At 60.9% G+C, this 16,391-nt stretch carries 14 protein-coding genes and 5 tRNA genes; 5 read left to right on the forward strand and 14 right to left on the reverse strand.

Translation table 11 applies throughout. From position 1 onward, the window contains the following. Positions 1 to 114: 114 nt before the first annotated feature. Entirely contained in the window at positions 115 to 1,377 is a 1,263-nt protein-coding gene (gene rho, locus FSY59_RS23115) for a transcription termination factor Rho (RefSeq protein WP_003053478.1), read from the reverse strand. 276 nt (positions 1,378 to 1,653) lie between these two features. Continuing rightward, positions 1,654 to 1,983 carry a thioredoxin TrxA gene (gene trxA / locus FSY59_RS23120; RefSeq protein ID WP_003053480.1) on the reverse strand — a complete coding sequence of 110 codons (330 nt, stop codon included), beginning with the start codon at positions 1,981 to 1,983 and terminating at the stop codon, positions 1,654 to 1,656. Between the two features lie 214 nt (positions 1,984 to 2,197). Between trxA and FSY59_RS23125 the strand changes: the two genes are divergently transcribed. Together FSY59_RS23125 and FSY59_RS23130 are read left to right on the forward strand one after the other, a co-directional pair. Further along, positions 2,198 to 3,490 carry a TIGR03862 family flavoprotein gene (locus FSY59_RS23125; RefSeq protein ID WP_148729759.1) on the forward strand — a complete coding sequence of 431 codons (1,293 nt, stop codon included), beginning with the start codon at positions 2,198 to 2,200 and terminating at the stop codon, positions 3,488 to 3,490. A 473-nt stretch (positions 3,491 to 3,963) separates the two neighbouring features. Beyond that, entirely contained in the window at positions 3,964 to 4,281 is a 318-nt protein-coding gene (locus tag FSY59_RS23130; protein ID WP_003053484.1) for a hypothetical protein, read from the forward strand. 44 nt (positions 4,282 to 4,325) lie between these two features. Here FSY59_RS23130 and FSY59_RS23135 read toward each other — a convergent pair. The 5 genes from FSY59_RS23135 to FSY59_RS23155 form a co-directional block, all read right to left on the reverse strand. Continuing rightward, positions 4,326 to 4,401: transfer RNA gene (locus FSY59_RS23135), tRNA-Asn, on the reverse strand. Positions 4,402 to 4,447: 46 nt separating this feature from the next. After that, positions 4,448 to 4,523 (reverse strand) — tRNA-Asn (locus tag FSY59_RS23140). 46 nt (positions 4,524 to 4,569) lie between these two features. Further along, a tRNA-Asn gene (locus FSY59_RS23145) sits at positions 4,570 to 4,645 on the reverse strand. 46 nt (positions 4,646 to 4,691) lie between these two features. Then, positions 4,692 to 4,767: transfer RNA gene (locus FSY59_RS23150), tRNA-Asn, on the reverse strand. A 45-nt stretch (positions 4,768 to 4,812) separates the two neighbouring features. Beyond that, positions 4,813 to 4,888: transfer RNA gene (locus tag FSY59_RS23155), tRNA-Asn, on the reverse strand. Positions 4,889 to 5,070: 182 nt separating this feature from the next. Here FSY59_RS23155 and def point away from each other — a divergent pair. Together def and FSY59_RS23165 are read left to right on the forward strand one after the other, a co-directional pair. Continuing rightward, positions 5,071 to 5,610 (forward strand): peptide deformylase, encoded by a 540-nt coding sequence (gene def / locus FSY59_RS23160; protein WP_003053486.1) that lies wholly within the window; start codon positions 5,071 to 5,073, stop codon positions 5,608 to 5,610. A gap of 529 nt (positions 5,611 to 6,139) precedes the next feature. Then, positions 6,140 to 7,630 (forward strand): nucleobase:cation symporter-2 family protein, encoded by a 1,491-nt coding sequence (locus FSY59_RS23165; protein WP_019043982.1) that lies wholly within the window; start codon positions 6,140 to 6,142, stop codon positions 7,628 to 7,630. A 141-nt stretch (positions 7,631 to 7,771) separates the two neighbouring features. Here FSY59_RS23165 and FSY59_RS23170 read toward each other — a convergent pair whose 3' ends face one another. The 7 genes from FSY59_RS23170 to FSY59_RS23200 form a co-directional block, all read right to left on the reverse strand. After that, entirely contained in the window at positions 7,772 to 8,842 is a 1,071-nt protein-coding gene (locus tag FSY59_RS23170; protein WP_019043983.1) for an NAD(P)/FAD-dependent oxidoreductase, read from the reverse strand. A 36-nt stretch (positions 8,843 to 8,878) separates the two neighbouring features. Then, entirely contained in the window at positions 8,879 to 9,208 is a 330-nt protein-coding gene (gene fdxA, locus FSY59_RS23175) for a ferredoxin FdxA (protein WP_003053491.1), read from the reverse strand. 144 nt (positions 9,209 to 9,352) lie between these two features. Next, entirely contained in the window at positions 9,353 to 10,726 is a 1,374-nt protein-coding gene (locus FSY59_RS23180) for a sulfate adenylyltransferase subunit 1 (protein WP_043373913.1), read from the reverse strand. Positions 10,727 to 10,887: 161 nt separating this feature from the next. After that, positions 10,888 to 11,820: a sulfate adenylyltransferase subunit CysD gene (cysD, locus tag FSY59_RS23185; RefSeq protein ID WP_003053495.1), complete on the reverse strand. Its 933-nt coding sequence runs from the start codon at positions 11,818 to 11,820 to the stop codon at positions 10,888 to 10,890. Positions 11,821 to 11,882: 62 nt separating this feature from the next. After that, positions 11,883 to 12,530 carry a phosphoadenosine phosphosulfate reductase family protein gene (locus FSY59_RS23190; RefSeq protein WP_148729760.1) on the reverse strand — a complete coding sequence of 216 codons (648 nt, stop codon included), beginning with the start codon at positions 12,528 to 12,530 and terminating at the stop codon, positions 11,883 to 11,885. Then, the gene (locus tag FSY59_RS23195) at positions 12,527 to 12,913 is read right to left on the reverse strand and encodes a DUF934 domain-containing protein (protein ID WP_003053497.1); all 387 of its coding nucleotides are present in this window, start codon (positions 12,911 to 12,913) and stop codon (positions 12,527 to 12,529) included. Before FSY59_RS23195 ends, FSY59_RS23190 begins: the two co-directional genes overlap by 4 nt. Before the next feature lie 24 nt (positions 12,914 to 12,937). Further along, positions 12,938 to 14,722, reverse strand: a complete 1,785-nt coding sequence (locus tag FSY59_RS23200) for a nitrite/sulfite reductase (protein WP_148729761.1) — start codon at positions 14,720 to 14,722, stop codon at positions 12,938 to 12,940. A 285-nt stretch (positions 14,723 to 15,007) separates the two neighbouring features. Between FSY59_RS23200 and FSY59_RS23205 the strand changes: the two genes are divergently transcribed. Further along, positions 15,008 to 16,327 carry a hemolysin family protein gene (locus FSY59_RS23205; protein WP_003053499.1) on the forward strand — a complete coding sequence of 440 codons (1,320 nt, stop codon included), beginning with the start codon at positions 15,008 to 15,010 and terminating at the stop codon, positions 16,325 to 16,327. Positions 16,328 to 16,391 lie beyond the last annotated feature (64 nt).

Consider the following 16,391-nt stretch of genomic DNA (forward strand, 5'->3'; position numbering starts at 1 on the left):
CCAGTATTGGGGGGCGACTCGCAAATCAGTTTGAGCTATGTCAAGTAAGGCGGTCGAGCTCCAGAAACAACAAAGCCCCGCGAAGCGAGGCTTTGTCTTGCATGGCGCAGCAGCTTAGCCGCCGCGGCGCATCATGTCGAAGAACTCCACATTGTTCTTGGTGGCCTTCATGTTCTTGATCATCAGCTCCATGGACTCGATCTCGTCCATGTTGTACATGAACTGGCGCAGGATACGAGTCTTTTGCAGAATCTCGGGAGCCAGCAGCAACTCTTCGCGGCGTGTACCGCTCTTGGTGAGTTCGATGGCTGGGAACACGCGCTTTTCATACAGGCGACGGTTCAGGTGCAGTTCGCTGTTGCCGGTGCCCTTGAATTCTTCAAAGATCACTTCGTCCATGCGGCTGCCCGTGTCGACCAGTGCCGTGGCGATGATGGTCAGCGAGCCGCCTTCTTCCACGTTGCGGGCCGCACCGAAGAAGCGCTTGGGGCGCTGCAGTGCGTTGGAGTCCACACCGCCCGACAGCACCTTGCCCGACGAGGGCACGACGTTGTTGTAGGCGCGGGCCAGGCGGGTGATGGAGTCCAGCAGGATGACCACATCCTTGCCCAGTTCCACCAAGCGCTTGGCGCGCTCGATCACCATTTCGGCCACGTGCACGTGACGGGTAGCTGGCTCGTCGAAGGTGGAGGCGATGATCTCGCCCTTGACCGAGCGCTGCATTTCCGTCACTTCTTCAGGGCGCTCGTCCACCAGCAGCACCATCAGGTGCACATCGGGGTGGTTGGCGGTGATGGCGTGCGCAATGCTTTGCATCATCATGGTCTTGCCGCTCTTGGGCGGTGCCACGATCAGCGCGCGCTGGCCGCGGCCGATGGGGGCGATGATGTCGATGATGCGGCCGGTGATGTTTTCTTCGCCCTTGATGTCGCGCTCAAGGCGCATCTGCTCCTTGGGGAACAGAGGGGTCAGGTTCTCAAACAGCACCTTGTGCTTGTTTTGCTCGGGTGGGCCGCCGTTGACCTTGTCGAGCTTGGTCAGGGCAAAGTAGCGCTCGCCATCCTTGGGGATGCGCACTTCGCCTTCGATCATGTCGCCGGTGTGCAGGTTGAAGCGGCGCACCTGACTGGGCGAGATATAGATGTCGTCGGTGCTTGCGGTGTAGCTGGTATCGGGGCTACGCAGGAAGCCGAAGCCATCGGGCAGGATTTCCAGCACGCCGTCGGCGAAAACCTGTTCACCGGCTTTCGCGCGCTTTTTGATGATGGCGAACATCAGTTCCTGCTTGCGCATGCGACCGACGTTTTCGATCTCAAGCGCTTCGGCCTGCTTCAAGACTTCAGACACGTGCAGTGCCTTGAGTTCATTAAGGTGCATGAAATGACTCCAAGCGTGGAGTGAGAATAACCAGGGGGGAGAGGCGTAGAGCCTAACGAAACACTGTAGTAGTGGGCAGGCTTGCCTGAAGAAAATCCAGCGCGGTCCCATGCGGTGGCCGGCGGTTCGTACATTATGACAGGAAAACTGGCGCAGCTTGCAAGCTATTTATCGAGGACTTGTCATCTGCGGCCTGCGCAAGGTCTGTGGCAGATGTGAAAGAGGGAGCCCCGAAAGCAAACAGAGCTCCATCCGGAGCCCTGTTTGTCAAATACATCAGATGTGCTGATCGAGGAAGGCGGACAGCTGGGTCTTGTTCAGTGCGCCAACCTTGGTGGCGGCCAGTTGGCCGTCCTTGAACAGCATCAGCGTGGGGATGCCGCGAATGCCGAACTTGGCGGGGATTTCACGGTTTTCATCCACATTCATCTTGGCGATCTGCACCTTGCCTTTGTAGCCTTCGGCCACATCGTCCAAGATGGGGGCGATCATCTTGCAAGGGCCGCACCACTCAGCCCAGTAATCCACCAGCACGGTCGTGCCGGGTTGCAGTACGTCGGATTCAAAGCTGGCATCCGTGATGTGCTTGATCAATTCGCTGGCCATTTGTAGTCCTGGATTTTCTTGAATCAAAAAAGGTCGGCGGTCTATTCGCCTAGTGAACTGATTGTGACAGAAACTCATCTCCCGTCATGGTGTGTGGGTGGTTGTTTGCTGCTATCGCGCTAATAGTGCCCGCAGTATTGCAGAAATGCCGTCGATGGTATTCTGCGCACCCTTTGGCGGCCTCTGGCCGCGAGCTGATTGAGGTGGTAGAACTATGAGTGTCCCGGAACCGTTGATGACCGATGTTGAATCGGCCTGTGATGTGGCTGTGGTCGGCGCCGGGCCTGCAGGCCTGATGGTGGCCGAGCAACTGGCAAAGGCCGGCCTGTCGGTCAGGGTCTTCGAGGCGAAGGCCTCGGCTGCCCGAAAGTTCCTCATGGCCGGCAAGGGCGGCCTCAATCTCACGCATTCCGAAGAGTTCTCCGGTTTTGTGACCCGTTATGGCTCCCGCGCTGGCGATCTGGCCCCTTGGCTCGAAAAATGGGGTGCGGACGAACTTCGGGCCTGGGTCAAGGAGCTGGGCTTTGATACCTTTGTGGGTACATCCGGGCGCGTGTTTCCGGCGGATATGAAGGCTGCGCCGCTGCTGCGGGCCTGGCTTGTGCGCATGAAGTCGCTGGGCGTGCAATTCCATATGCGTCACCGCTGGACAGGCTGGTCGGAGGATGGTCAGCCGGTTTTCCAGACAGGGGGAGCCAGGGTCAAGATCGGCTGCAAGGCCCTGGTGCTGGCGACCGGCGGAGGCAGCTGGGCGCGTCTGGGCTCGGATGGCGCCTGGGTTGCGCTGTTGCAGGACAAGGGTGTGGACATTGCTCCCTTGCAGGCGGCCAATTGCGGCTTTGATGTGGGTTGGCCGCAGGGGCGTGAAGCAGGGTGGAGCGAGGTGTTTGCCCAGCGTTTTGCGGGCCAGCCATTCAAGTCGGTGGTTCTGAGGTTTGTGGATGACCAAGGGGTCCGCTTTGAGCGCCAGGGGGAGTTTGTGGCGACGCAAAGCGGGGTGGAAGGCAGTCTTGTCTATGCAGTTTCATCCCTGCTGCGAGACAGCATTTCCCGCCAGGGCGCAGCTTGCTTCGAGCTGGATCTGCTGCCGCAGTGGAGTGTGGAGCGTGTGCAGCAGGAAGTGATGCGGCCGCGCGGCTCGCGCAGTCTCAGCAGTCATCTCAAGGGACGTCTGGGGCTGGACGGCATCAAGACGGGCTTGCTGTATGAGGTGCTCGGCAAGGACGGCATGGCGGACATGAAGCGTCTGGCATCGACGATCAAGGCGGTGCCCCTGACCGCCATCGCGCCACGTCCCATTGATGAGGCTATCAGCACGGCTGGCGGGGTCCGTCTGGAAGCTCTGGACGCGCGCGGCATGTGTGCGGCACTTCCCGGCGTCTTCTGTGCCGGGGAGATGCTGGACTGGGAAGCTCCGACGGGCGGCTACCTGCTGACGGCCTGCCTGTCATCAGGCGTTCATGTGGCTCAAGGTATCCTGGACTTCCTGCAGGCCGGCGAGGCCTGAGAGATGGCCTGGGCAGCAGGCGCGCTGCATTGATTTCTAAGGAGTTTCGCGGCGTGGCGGCGGCCCTTGGCCTGTAAGGCTTGCGAGTGGAGGCTGTCTCAAGCTGCAAAGGCCTGTTCCAGGTGCCGCACAAGCCCGTGGGTATAGGTGGAAACGCCATTGCGCTTTGGTGTTTCACAGGAGATGCGAGACATCGGCCGGAAGGTTGGGGGCTTACCGAAAGACACTGCAAAAGTCCCTGGCAATGTGTCTCTTTGATTTCTGGACAGTGTCTTTGTGATGCAGAAAGGCCTTCGGCGCGTGGCGGCGAGCTGGCTTCGGGCGGCTTGCCGTGGGGAGCGGGTCTCCATCCTACGAGGCGAACTCTTGCTGTGGGACAGATGCCATGGGCCAGAGACAGTACGCTGACAGCAGCACCTCATCGGATGATGGGTATGACGGATTTGCGTTGTTACCGGAAAAGGAGGTTGGACATGTTTTTCGGCAAGATCTTCGGGTTTGGACGTTCCGAACCACGCTATATCCGCCGCACGCGTGCCTATCTGCAGGAAGCTCGCATGGCCATTCTTGAGCACTCCATCGCGGCGGAGTACTACCAGTCCTCTGCGCAGATGTATGCCGAACGCGCTGCGCGGCTGGAAGATGAGTTGCGGGCCTGGGAGGAGGGTGAGCAGCACCATATTCCGGCCGTGCCGCACCACTATCCCTATGTCCCACACTCGGCACACAAGGCCGTCGCCGTAGATGCGCCGCCCGTGGGGGCATCCGTGGGCGTGGTTAGGGCAGCCTGAGCGGATAAAAGAAAAGCCTGTATGCGTGCATACAGGCTTTTTGATGGCTCCTCAACCTGGGCTCGAACCAGGGACCTACGGATTAACAGTCCGGCGCTCTACCGACTGAGCTATTGAGGAATGTGTCGGCGTGACTGCCTTGAACGATTGCAAGGCGATTGAATTTTGGCTCCTCAACCTGGGCTCGAACCAGGGACCTACGGATTAACAGTCCGGCGCTCTACCGACTGAGCTATTGAGGAATGTGTCGGTGTGACATGCCTTGAACGATTGCAAGGCGATTGAATTTGGCTCCTCAACCTGGGCTCGAACCAGGGACCTACGGATTAACAGTCCGGCGCTCTACCGACTGAGCTATTGAGGAATGTGTCGGTGTGACTGCCTTGAACGATTGCAAGGCGATTGGATTTTGGCTCCTCAACCTGGGCTCGAACCAGGGACCTACGGATTAACAGTCCGGCGCTCTACCGACTGAGCTATTGAGGAATATGTCGGTTTGATGCTTTGATATCCGCAAAGCATCGGAATTCTTGGCTCCTCAACCTGGGCTCGAACCAGGGACCTACGGATTAACAGTCCGGCGCTCTACCGACTGAGCTATTGAGGAAGAAGACCTAGATTATAGGGTGTAAAAATAGGCTCGCAGGAAGTTCATCGCAATTTCATCAAATTCTCTGTGCCTGATGCCCCAAACAGGTCGCAGGGTTCAGGTTGATTGGGGCTGACGCTATGCTTTTGAAGAATGAAACAGTGCGGTGGCCCGGTGGCTGCTGCGCGCTATATTGATCTATGACCGTACGTGCCATTTTGAAGATGGGTGATCCCCGTCTGTTGCGGCTTGCCAAGCCGGTGACTGAATTTGATACCGATGCGCTGCATCTATTGCTCAAGGATTTGCTGGACACCATGCATGCCGCCAACGGCGCAGGTCTGGCGGCGCCGCAGATCGGTGAGGATCTGCAGATGGTGGTGTTCGGCTCGGGCGAGCCCAATCCTCGCTACCCCGACGCCCCCATAGTGCCCCGCACCGTGCTGATCAATCCGGTCATCACTCCAATCGGTGAAGAGGAGCAACTGGATTGGGAAGGTTGTCTGTCTGTGCCCGGTCTGCGAGCCATGGTGCCGCGCTGGAGCAAGGTGCGCTATACCGGCTTTGACCTCTATGGCGATCCGATCGACCGCACGGTCGATGGTTTCCACGCACGCGTGGTTCAGCATGAGTGTGACCACCTCTGGGGCAAGCTCTATCCGATGCGCGTACGCGATTTCAGCCAGTTCGGCTTTACCGATGTGCTGTTTCCCGGCATCGCGCAGGCCGAAGACGACTGAGCCTGAGCGGACAGGCGCTCTCGATTCCTTCTCTGACCTACATCAGGTGCAAGCCTCCATGGAAGTGGAGCTTGCATCTTTTTGTTTCTTGCCGGGCCTTGGGGTCCGGGTGTCCGTGACATAAGTCAATTTTTTCGCACTCAACAGCAGGCAATTGGCCTGCTGTTGAGCTTTGGAAAGGTTCTGGTCAGCACTTTGTATACAAAACTGTAGACAATTTTGGTGTCCTGGCGACGTACAGTCTCGACTCATGCCCTGCTGGGTATGGCTTTGATTGCGCAATGGAATAGTCCGTCCGGCGGATGTCATGCAATCAAAGGAGATTGAAAGACTGACTTGGGTGAATGAAAGAGTGGTTTGCTCTTTTCTATAGGTCGGATCGCTCTCGCAGAAGAGCGACTGGCGGCAGCACAAGGCCTCGCTGGGGCGATCGGAAGACAGATCGTTGCCAAGGGCAGTCGCTGCAAGTCGACTGGACAGAGCAAAAGGCCTCAAGAGCCTTGGTGAGTTGGTAATTTAGGAGACAAAGATGAACGATCAGACCGGAGCATCCAGGGATGCGACCGTCAAGCGCCCCGAAGATGAGAATCTTGGCGTCACCGCCAACCTCATGTACGGCTTGCAACATGTGTTGACCATGTACGGCGGCATCGTGGCAGTGCCTCTGATCGTGGCCGAAGCGGCTGGCATGTCCGCTGCCGACGCCGGCCTGCTGGTGACCGCCTGCCTGTTCATGGGTGGTGTGGCAACCTTGCTGCAGACCCTGGGCATCCCTTTCTTCGGCTGCCGCCTGCCTCTGGTTCAAGGCGTTTCATTCGCAGGTGTGGCCACCATGGTCAGCATTCTGCATACCGGCGGCGGCATGCAGGGCGTGCTGGGGGCTGTCATGTACGCCTCGGTACTGGGCCTGATCATTGCGCCGGTTTTTTCGCGCATCACCAAATTCTTCCCGCCGCTGGTCAATGGCTGCGTGATCACGGTGATCGGCATGTCGCTGATGCCAGTGGCTGCGCATTGGGCCATGGGCGGCAATGCCAAGTCGGCTGATTACGGCAGCATGGGCAATATCGGTCTGGCCGGGCTGTCGCTGTTCATGGTGCTGCTGTTCAGCAAGCTGGGCAATGCCATGTTGTCGCGCCTGTCGATTCTGGTGGCGATCGTGGTGGGCACCATCACGGCGGTGTTCATCGGCAAGGCCGATTTCTCCCAGGTGTTCAACGGCCCCATCTTTGCGGTACCCACGCCTTTGCATTTCGGCTGGCCCACTTTTGACATGGCGGCAACCATCTCCATGTTCATCGTGATTCTCGTGATTCTGGTGGAAACCTCGGCCGACGTGCTGGCCGTGGGCGAAATCGTGGACAGCCCCGTGGACGGTCGTCGACTCGGTGACGGTCTGCGCGCCGACATGCTGTCCAGCATCGTGGCTCCCATCTTCGGCGGCTTCACGCAAAGCGCTTTTGCGCAGAACGTGGGTCTGGTGGCCGTGACTGGAATCAAGAGCCGTTTTGTGGTGGCTTTCTCCGGCCTGATCCTGATCGTATTTGGCGTGCTGCCGGTGATGGGGCGTATCGTGGCCTGCGTGCCTCCCTCCGTGCTGGGCGGCGCCGGCCTGGTGCTGTTCGGTACCGTGGCTGCGAGCGGCATCCGTACCCTGGCCAAGGTGGAGTACAACAACAATATGAATCTGATCATTGTTGCCACCTCGGTGAGCGCGGGTCTGCTGCCGGTGGTGGCTCCCAAGTTCTATGACCAGTTCCCCGCATGGTTTGCCACGATTTTCCACTCGGGCATCAGCGCAACCGCTCTGGTTGCTGTGACCCTGAACCTGCTCTACAACCACTTCAAGCAAGGCAATTCCGATCAGCCTTCCGTCTTTGAAGCCGGCTATGGCCGTGCCCTGAGCCAGCATGTGCTGGAAGCCCTGGCCGATGGCGACCGCGTCGAAGGTGGCAAGATCTACGACAAGGAAGGCAAGGAAGTTCCCATCATTCCGGTCAAGCCGGCTCATGGTCATTGACTCGAGATCAAAGTGCGCGCGGTGGGGTCTGACCCCGTCGTGATTTACACCGCTATCCCGCATACGAGGGATAGCGGTTTTTTTATGCCTGTCTGAAAGGCGGCGGTGCCTAGAGCGTCGGAGAAATGCGCCGCAAGCGCTTCAGTGCGACACGCCCAGGATGGCGTGCAGGCGGGCGCTGGTCGTCGTGTATTCCAGCAAAGGCTTGCTGCCCTGCAGGTATTCGGCGGCCGCGAACGCGGCCATGGTGGCCTCATGAAATGCGCAGAGGATCAGCCGCTTCTTGCCGCTGTAGCTGACGATGTCGCCGACGGCATAGATTCCCGGGGCACTGGTGGCAAGCGTTGCCGGATCCACCGCCAGCTGCTTGCGCTCCAGCGCCAGGCCCCAGTCCGTCAAAGGGCCCAGCTTGGGCGAGATGCCCTGATAAACCAGCAGCAGCTCGGCGGGCAGAGTATGTTCATCGCCTTCGCCATCCATCCATTGCACGGCCTGCAGCCGGCCATTGCCGTGCCGCACTTCGGTGATCTGGCCAATCAGGACTTCTACGGCGCCAGATTCGCGCAGCTGCTGCAGCTGGGCCAGTTGCGCGGGCTCGGCATTGAAGCTGTCGCGGCGGTGCATGAGAACGGTTCTGGCTGCATTGGCAGTGCAGGCAATGGCTGCGGCCACGGCTTCCTCATCGCCGCCATAGACCAGCGCCTGGCGGCCTGCAGCCATGTCCGGCTGCTGCGGGTGATAGTGCAGTTGGCCTGGTTCGAGTCCATCCACTCCCGGCGCCTTGAGGGCCTTGGGAACAAAGGCGCCGACTCCTGCGGCGATGAAAACGGTGCGCGTGTGAAAGACGGCTCCAGCCGTGGTGCCGACCTGCCAGCGCCCGTCCTCAAGGGCCTGCAGGGCCTGTACTTGCTGTGAAAGATGGCGCGTTACCTGCATGGGCGCGATTTGCTTTTCCAGCAGTTGCACCAGCTCCAGACCCGTGCAGACAGGAATGCCGGGAATGTCGTAGATGGGCTTGTGCGCATAGAGCTGGCTGCACTGGCCGCCGACATGGGGCAGGGCGTCGATCAGATGGGCTTGAATGCCTTGAAGGCCGAGCTGGAAGGCCTGAAACAAACCCGCCGGACCTGCGCCAATGATGATGGCGTCGGTTTCCACGGCGGGTTGTTGTTGAGTGAGAAAAGCGTTGGTCGTTGCGTTGGACAGGCTCATGCGGGCAAGCGTAGCGCAGTCAGCGCCCAGACTGGCTCAGCGCTCCAGCAAATCCACTTTGTTCGGCTTGCCATTCCACTCGTCGGCGTCGGGCAGCGAGGCCTTGCGCTTGGTGATGCTCTTCCAGCTCTTGAGCTGGGACAGATCCACGTTCAGCTTGATAAAGGCCAGTTGATCGGCCGGCACATCTTCTTCGGCAAAGATGGCATTGGCCGGGCATTCAGGAATGCAGACGGCGCAGTCAATGCATTCATCGGGATCAATCACCAGAAAGTTGGGGCCTTCACGGAAGCAGTCCACGGGGCATACGTCCACGCAATCGGTGTACTTGCACTTGATGCAGTTTTCGGTAACGACGTGAGTCATTGAGAATCTTCTTCTTGGGTGGGGATTGGTAAAACCCCTTGATTTTAGGTTTTTTCCCGCGCAGCGCCAGTGCCTGGCCGGATAAGGCCGTATGGAGATCCGGTTTGACGGCCAGATCGGGGTACGGCCCTGCCTTCGGTTGCCTCAGTTCACCAGCGCGGCGCCGGCTGTGGCGTTGCTGGCGGTGTCCACCAGAATCAGCGAGCCCAGCTGGCGAGCCTGGGTGAAGGGAGCCGCCGGAATCGCTTCCTGCAGCACCAGCTCCACCTGGCCTATGGCGTTGGCTTCGAGCTGCTGGGCATCTTCCTTGTCCAGCGTGTTGATGTTGAGGCGGTGAACCAGGCGGCGGGCCTTGGCCTTGACCCAGCGGTGGCCGTGCAGCGCCCAGTAGACACGGCCGGGCACCAGGGGCTCGTTGTCCATCCAGGCCACGGTGGCGGTGATCTCGCGGCTGCTGGGCCAGGGGCTTGCGGCAGCAGGGGCATCGAAGTCATCGTCGGCCACTTCTGCTTGCACGGGTGCAGCAATGATCCAGTCGCCGCGCGAGACGTCGACCTCACGGTCCAGCGTGATGCCGGCGGACAGGCCGGCAGCCACTTCCTTGGGGGCGCGGGCGTGATCTATGACCTGGGCCACGGTGGCGAGCTGGCCACTGGGCAGAATCTGCACCTGGGCACCGACCTGGGCCAGGCCCGTGGCGACACGGCCCCAGAACACGCGGCGACCCTGGCTGGTGTCGGACGAGGAGGAGAACTTCTCCACCCACTGCACGGGGAAGGCCAATGCCAGATCGCTGTCGGTGGGTGTGTTGGGCAGTTGCTCCAGCAGCTGCAGCAAGCTGGGGCCTTGGTAGCCGGCCCAGCCGTCGGCGCTGTTGACCACGTTGTAGCCCTTGAGCGCGGACACAGGCACGGTGGCCGTGATCTTGATGTCTGCGGAGGCCGTGAACTTCTGCAGCGCGGCGCTGATATGGGCAAAGGCCAGGGCCGGGTCCTGAACGGCATCGAGCTTGTTGACGGCAAACACCAGCGAGTTCACGCGCAGAAGGTGGGCCAGCAGGCTGTGACGGCGGGTCTGGGGCAGCAGCTCCAGATCGGCATTCTTCCAGTCCAGCTTGGTGGCGTCGACCAGCACCACGGCGGCATCGGCGCTTGATGCGGCCGTCACCATATTGCGGGTGTACTGCTCGTGACCAGGTGCATCGCCAATGATGAACTTGCGCGACTCGGTGGCGAAGTAGCGGTAGGCCACGTCGATCGTGATGCCTTGCTCGCGCTCGGCGGCCAAGCCGTCGGTCAGCAGAGCCAGATCGGTTTCGCCGGACTTGGTGACGCCGGCCAGCTGATCCTGCAGCACGGCGCGGGTGTCCACCAGCAGGCGGCCGATCAGCGTGCTCTTGCCGTCATCGACCGAGCCGCAGGTGATAAAGCGCAGCGCGCTGCTGGTATGTGCATCAAATTGGTCTGTAACGCTTGATGGACTTGCGCTAGCAGCTATGGAATTAATAGTTTCAGTCATCGCATTCTTTCTTCGATCAGGCCTGGGCGTGATCCTTGAACAGGCATGGCCCAACCCCGGACACCGCGCAAGGGCCGTCCCGCTGCGCTGGTGTCGTCCCCCTCCCGAAGGCGAAGCCTGACGAGAGAGGGGGAAGGCGCGATAGCGCCACAGGGGGAGCGTTAGAAGTAACCGTCTTTCTTGCGCTTTTCCATGGACGCTTCGCTGGTCTTGTCATCCATGCGCGTCGCGCCACGTTCGCTGACCTCGGCGGCCAGGGTTTCGATCACGATGTCTTCGGCCGTTGCTGCCGTGCTTTCCACGGGGCAGGTGCAGGTGATGTCACCCACGGTGCGGAAACGCACATCACGTACCACCACTTCTTCGCCATCCCTGGGAGGCGTCAGCTCGGTCACGGGCACCAGCAGGCCCTTGCGCTCCACCACATCGCGCTTGTGGGTGTAGTAGATCGATGGCAGGGCGATGTTTTCTCGGGCGATGTACTGCCACACGTCCAGCTCGGTCCAGTTGCTGATGGGGAAGACGCGGAAATGCTCTCCCTGCGCAATACGGGTGTTGAACAGCGTCCACAGTTCGGGGCGCTGGGCCTTGGGCTGCCACTGGCCGAAGCTGTCGCGGTGGCTGAAGATGCGTTCCTTGGCGCGGGCCTTTTCCTCGTCGCGGCGCGCGCCGCCGATCAGGGCATCGAAGCGGAACTCGTCAATCGCCTCCAGCAGCGTCACGGACTGGTGCACATTGCGCGATTCGCCGGGGTGGGCCAGGCGCACGGTGCCGCGTGCCATCGAGTCTTCCACACTGCGCACGATGAGCTCGGCGCCCAGTTCCCTGGCTCGCTGGTCGCGGAAATCGGTCACTTCGGGGAAGTTGTGGCCGGTGTCGATCATCAGCAGAGGGTAGGGGATGCGGCCTGCGCCAAAGGCTTTTTCGGCGCAGCGAAGCATGACCAGCGAATCCTTGCCGCCCGAAAACAGCAGGGTGGGGCGTTCAAAAGCGGCGGCCACTTCGCGCAGGATGAAGATGGTTTCTTCTTCCAGCGCATCCAGGTGGCGATTGCTGAGATGGCTCAACACGGAAGTATCCACACGGGCGTTCATAAATACACTTTCAAGCGAAACAGTTCTCTAGCGCATATGTAGCAAGCGCTGGTTGCTATTTTTTAGTGAGCAATGTGGAGGCCGCACTCGCGGTTGTCTTCGCCCTTGGTGGGGTCCACATAGTCAAAGTTGTTGGGCAGGCCGTGCTTTTCGCAGTATTCGTACAGCTCCTTGGACGACCAGTGCAGCAGCGGCGCAACCTTGACCAGACCGTCGGGGTTGATGCTCACGGGGTCCATCTGCGCACGCACGGCGGTGTCGGTGGCGCGCAGAGCGGTGAACCAGACCTTGGGTGCGGTCTCGCGCAGGGCGCGGGCAAAGGGCTCCAGCTTCACCTCTTCGGTGAAGGCCGCATGGCGCGGGTCGTCCAATGCCGGCGTGGCGCCTTCCACGGCCTCGCGGTGGGCGCGTGAGCGCAGCGGCAGGTAGATCTTGAGCCTGAGCCCAAGCTGCTTGGTCACCGCATCGGCAAACTGATAGGTGGCTTCGGTGTTGTAGCCGTTGTCCATCCAGACCACGGGCACGTCGGGGTTGGCGCGCGTCACCATGTGCAGGATCACCGCCTCGAAGGGACGGAAGTTGGTGGTGACTATGGTGGACTGACCCAGGCCCACGGCCCAGTCCACCAGCGCCTGGGCGTCGCGGCCCAGCTCGGCATTGATTCGTGCCAGATCCAGGTCGAGGGTGCTTGCGGGGGCGAGCTGGCTCATGCTTGCACCTCGGCGAAATGAGGCTGGGTGTGCACGGCATCGGCCTGGTAGAAACCGCCAAAGCGCTCGAACTGGCGCTGGGCATCGGCGGCGTCCACGCCTTCGCGCAGCACGGCGCTGCTGAAGCCTGTGCGCTCCATCTGAACCAGCTGGTCGATCAGCACATCGCCGGTGGCGCGGATGTCGCCCGCAAACTTCAGGCGGCGACGCAGCAGATAGGCCTGGCTGAAGGCGCGGCCGTCGGTGAAGTTGGGGAAATGCAGATCCACCTGGATGATGCCGTCGAGATTGGCTTCGAGGGCGTTCACATCGTTCGCCAGCACCAGCACATTGCCGGTGCTTTCGGTGGGGGCCTGGTATTCGTTGCTTGCCAGAATTTTCATGACTTTATCCTTGTTCTTATGGCTTCAGGCCAGCGCTTCTTCTTCGGTTTCCACAGGGTGGCGGGCGGCCTTGCCGGCCTCCTTGAAGGGCTCCAGGCCGATGCGGCGCACGGCGTCGATGAAGTGCTCGCCGGGCTGGCGCAGGTCGCGATAGGTGCTGAGCACGGCTTCGATCACATCGGGCACTTCGGCGGCGCTGAACGAGGGGCCGATGACCTTGCCGGCCACGGCCTGGCCGGACAGGGTCGAGCCGTCGGAGCCGCCCAGCGTGACCTGATACCACTCCTTGCCGTCCTTATCCACGCCCAGGATGCCGATATGGCCGCTGTGGTGGTGGCCGCAGCTGTTGATGCAACCGCTGATATGCAGATCGATCTCGCCGATGTCGTCCAGCTCGTCCAGATCCTGGTAGCGGGCCGTGATGGCGTCGGCAATCGGCAGGCTGCGGGCATTGGCCAGCGCGCAGAAGTCACCGCCGGGGCAGGCGATCATGTCGGTGAGCAGCGCCACATTGGTGCTGGCCAGGCCCAGGGCCTTGGCCTCGGTCCACAGCGCATGCAGCTGGCCGACCTGCACCCAGGGCAGCATCACGTTCTGGTCGTGCGTCACGCGGGCTTCGCCGGCAGAGAACTTGTCCACCAGATGAGCCAGTGCGTCGAGCTGTTCGCTCTGTGCATCGCCGGGGGCCTGGCCCACACGCTTGAAGGACAGGGTCACGGCGCGCAGACCGGCCACACGGTGGGCGTGGACGTTGCGGGCAATCCAGCGTGCAAAAGCGGGTTCCTTGGCGGTCTGGGCAATCAGGGCCTGCTCATCGCCTGCGGCATCGGCCACCACGGGCAGAGCGGGCGTGGTGAACATGGCAGACACGCGATCGAACTCTGCCTGGGGCACGGTGTGAGGGCCGCCGTCCACTTCGACGATCTGGCGGAATTCCTCTTCGACGGCATCGATATAGGCCTGGCCTTCGGCCTTGACCAGAATCTTGATGCGTGCCTTGTACTTGTTGTCGCGGCGGCCCAGCTCGTTGTAGACGCGGACGATGGCCTCGATGTAGTTCATGATCTGGTTCCAGGGCAGGAACTCGCGGATCACGGTGCCGATCACGGGTGTGCGGCCCATGCCGCCGCCCACGAAGACCTTGAAGCCGATCTCGCCGGCTTCGTTCTTGACCATGTGCAGGCCCACGTCATGCCAGCCCGTGGCGGCGCGGTCTTCGCTGGCGCCGGTGATGGCGATCTTGAACTTGCGTGGCAGAAACGCGAACTCGGGGTGCAGCGTGGTCCACTGACGCAGAATTTCTGCATAGGGACGGGGGTCGACGATCTCGTCGGGTGCGATACCGGCCAGTGCATCGGTGGTGGTGTTGCGGATGCAGTTGCCGCTGGTCTGGATGCCGTGCAGGTTCACCGATGCCAGCAGATCCATCACATCGGCAGACTTGCTCAGCGGAATCCAGTTGAACTGCACATTGGTGCGGGTGGTGAAATGGGCGCAGTTCTTGGGCAGATAGGTGGTGCCCAGTTTGCCCTGGCCTTCCAGAGCCTGTTTGAAGACTTCGGCCTCGGGCTCGTCATACTCGCGCGCCACCCTGGCCAGTACGCGGATCTGGGCGGAATTGATTTCACCGTAGGGCACGGCCACACGCAGCATGGGCGCATAGCGCTGCACGTACCAGCCGTTTTGCAGACGCAGCGGGCGGAAGTCGTCTTCCGTGAGCTTGCCTGCCTGCCAGCGCTGGAGCTGGTCACGGAACTGGTCGGCGCGTTGCTTGACGAACGCTTTGTCGAAATCGGTGTATTGATACATGTCTTCAGTTCTTCCGTGGAGCGTATGCCCTGCCACGCGTGGCATTGCACTTGGATCGTTGGACTGAACTGTAGAGAGGCTTTATATAAAAACAAACGATTATTTAGTGCTTCATATATATCTGATTGAATATGTGAGAGGGCTGGTTCACAGGTCGAACAGGGTGCCTCGGCGAATTTCCTTTCTGCGCGCTTGCATTTTGTGAGCGGCCCTGCGCCGCGCATTCTCTAGAATCGGGGCTTGTTCAATGATTGAGGCGCCTGGATTGAAAGCGGGTGCCTGACTATGGAAATAGCCATACTTTTCGCTCTCATCTGTCTGAACGGCGTGTTCGCCATGTCGGAAATCGCGCTGGTCACCGCCCGCAAGAGCCGCATGCAGAAACTGGTGGATGAGGGCGACAGCGGCGCGGCAGCTGCTATCAAACTGGGAGAGGATCCGACGCGTTTCCTCTCCACCATCCAGATCGGTATCACCTCCATCGGCGTGCTCAACGGCATCGTCGGCGAGGCGGCTCTGGCCGGCCCGCTGGAGAACTGGCTGATCACCATGGGCATGACCCAGAAATATGCCGACTACCTCTCCACCGGCCTGGTGGTGGTGCTGATCACCTACTTCTCCATCGTCGTGGGCGAGCTGGTTCCCAAGCGCCTGGGCCAGACCCATCCCGAGGCCCTGGCGCGCCTGATCTCGCGTCCCATCAACTTCCTGGCCCTGGCCACCAAACCCTTTGTCTGGTTGCTGTCGGCATCGACGCGCGGCCTGCTCAAGGTCCTGGGCGTCAAGGAAAGCAATGGCAGCGTGGTGACCGAAGAGGAAATCCAGGCCATTTTGGTGGAGGGCCACACGGCCGGCGTGATCGAGTCGCAGGAGCACACCATGGTGCGCAACGTGTTCCGTCTGGACGATCGCCAGATCGGCTCGCTGATGGTGCCGCGCAGCGATGTCATCTGTCTCGATATCGACGAGAGCCTGGAAGAGACTCTGGCCCGTGTCGAACAGGCCGACCATGCGCGCTTCCCGGTCGTGCGCGGCGATATGAACAATATCGTGGGCGTGCTCAATGCCCGCCAGTGGCTGACGCAGGCCTTGCTCAACAAGGGCAGGCAGGCGCTCAAGGACCAGCCTTTGCAGGCGGCCCTCTATGTGCCCGAGACCATTACCGGCATGGAGCTGCTGGACAACTTCCGCACCTCCGATCTGCATATGGCTTTTGTGATCGACGAGTACGGCGAGGTGCAGGGCATTGTGACGCTGCAGGACCTGATCGAGGCGATTACCGGCGAATTCCAGCCGCGCGACCCTGAGACCAGCTGGGCCGTGCAGCGCGAAGACGGCAGCTGGTTGCTGGACGGCCATATTCCCGTGCCCGAGCTCAAGGACCGGCTGGGCCTGCATGCCGTGCCCGAGGAAGAGCGCGGCCGCTATCACACCCTGAGCGGCATGATCATGCTGCTGCTGGGCCGCGTGCCCACCGAAGCCGACGTGGTGGAGTGGGAAGACTGGCGCTTTGAAGTCGTTGACATGGATGGCAAGACGCTGGACAAGGTGCTGGCGACCAGACTGGAGCCCCTGGTCACCGTGGCATCGTTAAGCAGCGAATAAACCCGGCTTCAGAATCAGGGCCGAAACGGCACGCAGCACTTCTCCGTAAGCGCTGCGTGCTTTT

Source organism: Comamonas sp. Z3, assembly GCF_008121565.1.
Taxonomy (GTDB): Bacteria; Pseudomonadota; Gammaproteobacteria; order Burkholderiales; family Burkholderiaceae_C; genus Comamonas; species Comamonas brasiliensis.

Coding starts and splice junctions, on each gene's coding strand:
- rho (WP_003053478.1), bottom strand. CDS start 1,377: ATGCACCTTAATGAACTCAAGGCACTGCACGTGTCTGAAGTCTTGAAG.
- trxA (WP_003053480.1), bottom strand. CDS start 1,983: ATGGCCAGCGAATTGATCAAGCACATCACGGATGCCAGCTTTGAATCC.
- FSY59_RS23125 (WP_148729759.1), top strand. CDS start 2,198: ATGAGTGTCCCGGAACCGTTGATGACCGATGTTGAATCGGCCTGTGAT.
- FSY59_RS23130 (WP_003053484.1), top strand. CDS start 3,964: ATGTTTTTCGGCAAGATCTTCGGGTTTGGACGTTCCGAACCACGCTAT.
- def (WP_003053486.1), top strand. CDS start 5,071: ATGACCGTACGTGCCATTTTGAAGATGGGTGATCCCCGTCTGTTGCGG.
- FSY59_RS23165 (WP_019043982.1), top strand. CDS start 6,140: ATGAACGATCAGACCGGAGCATCCAGGGATGCGACCGTCAAGCGCCCC.
- FSY59_RS23170 (WP_019043983.1), bottom strand. CDS start 8,842: ATGAGCCTGTCCAACGCAACGACCAACGCTTTTCTCACTCAACAACAA.
- fdxA (WP_003053491.1), bottom strand. CDS start 9,208: ATGACTCACGTCGTTACCGAAAACTGCATCAAGTGCAAGTACACCGAT.
- FSY59_RS23180 (WP_043373913.1), bottom strand. CDS start 10,726: ATGACTGAAACTATTAATTCCATAGCTGCTAGCGCAAGTCCATCAAGC.
- cysD (WP_003053495.1), bottom strand. CDS start 11,820: ATGAACGCCCGTGTGGATACTTCCGTGTTGAGCCATCTCAGCAATCGC.
- FSY59_RS23190 (WP_148729760.1), bottom strand. CDS start 12,530: ATGAGCCAGCTCGCCCCCGCAAGCACCCTCGACCTGGATCTGGCACGA.
- FSY59_RS23195 (WP_003053497.1), bottom strand. CDS start 12,913: ATGAAAATTCTGGCAAGCAACGAATACCAGGCCCCCACCGAAAGCACC.
- FSY59_RS23200 (WP_148729761.1), bottom strand. CDS start 14,722: ATGTATCAATACACCGATTTCGACAAAGCGTTCGTCAAGCAACGCGCC.
- FSY59_RS23205 (WP_003053499.1), top strand. CDS start 15,008: ATGGAAATAGCCATACTTTTCGCTCTCATCTGTCTGAACGGCGTGTTC.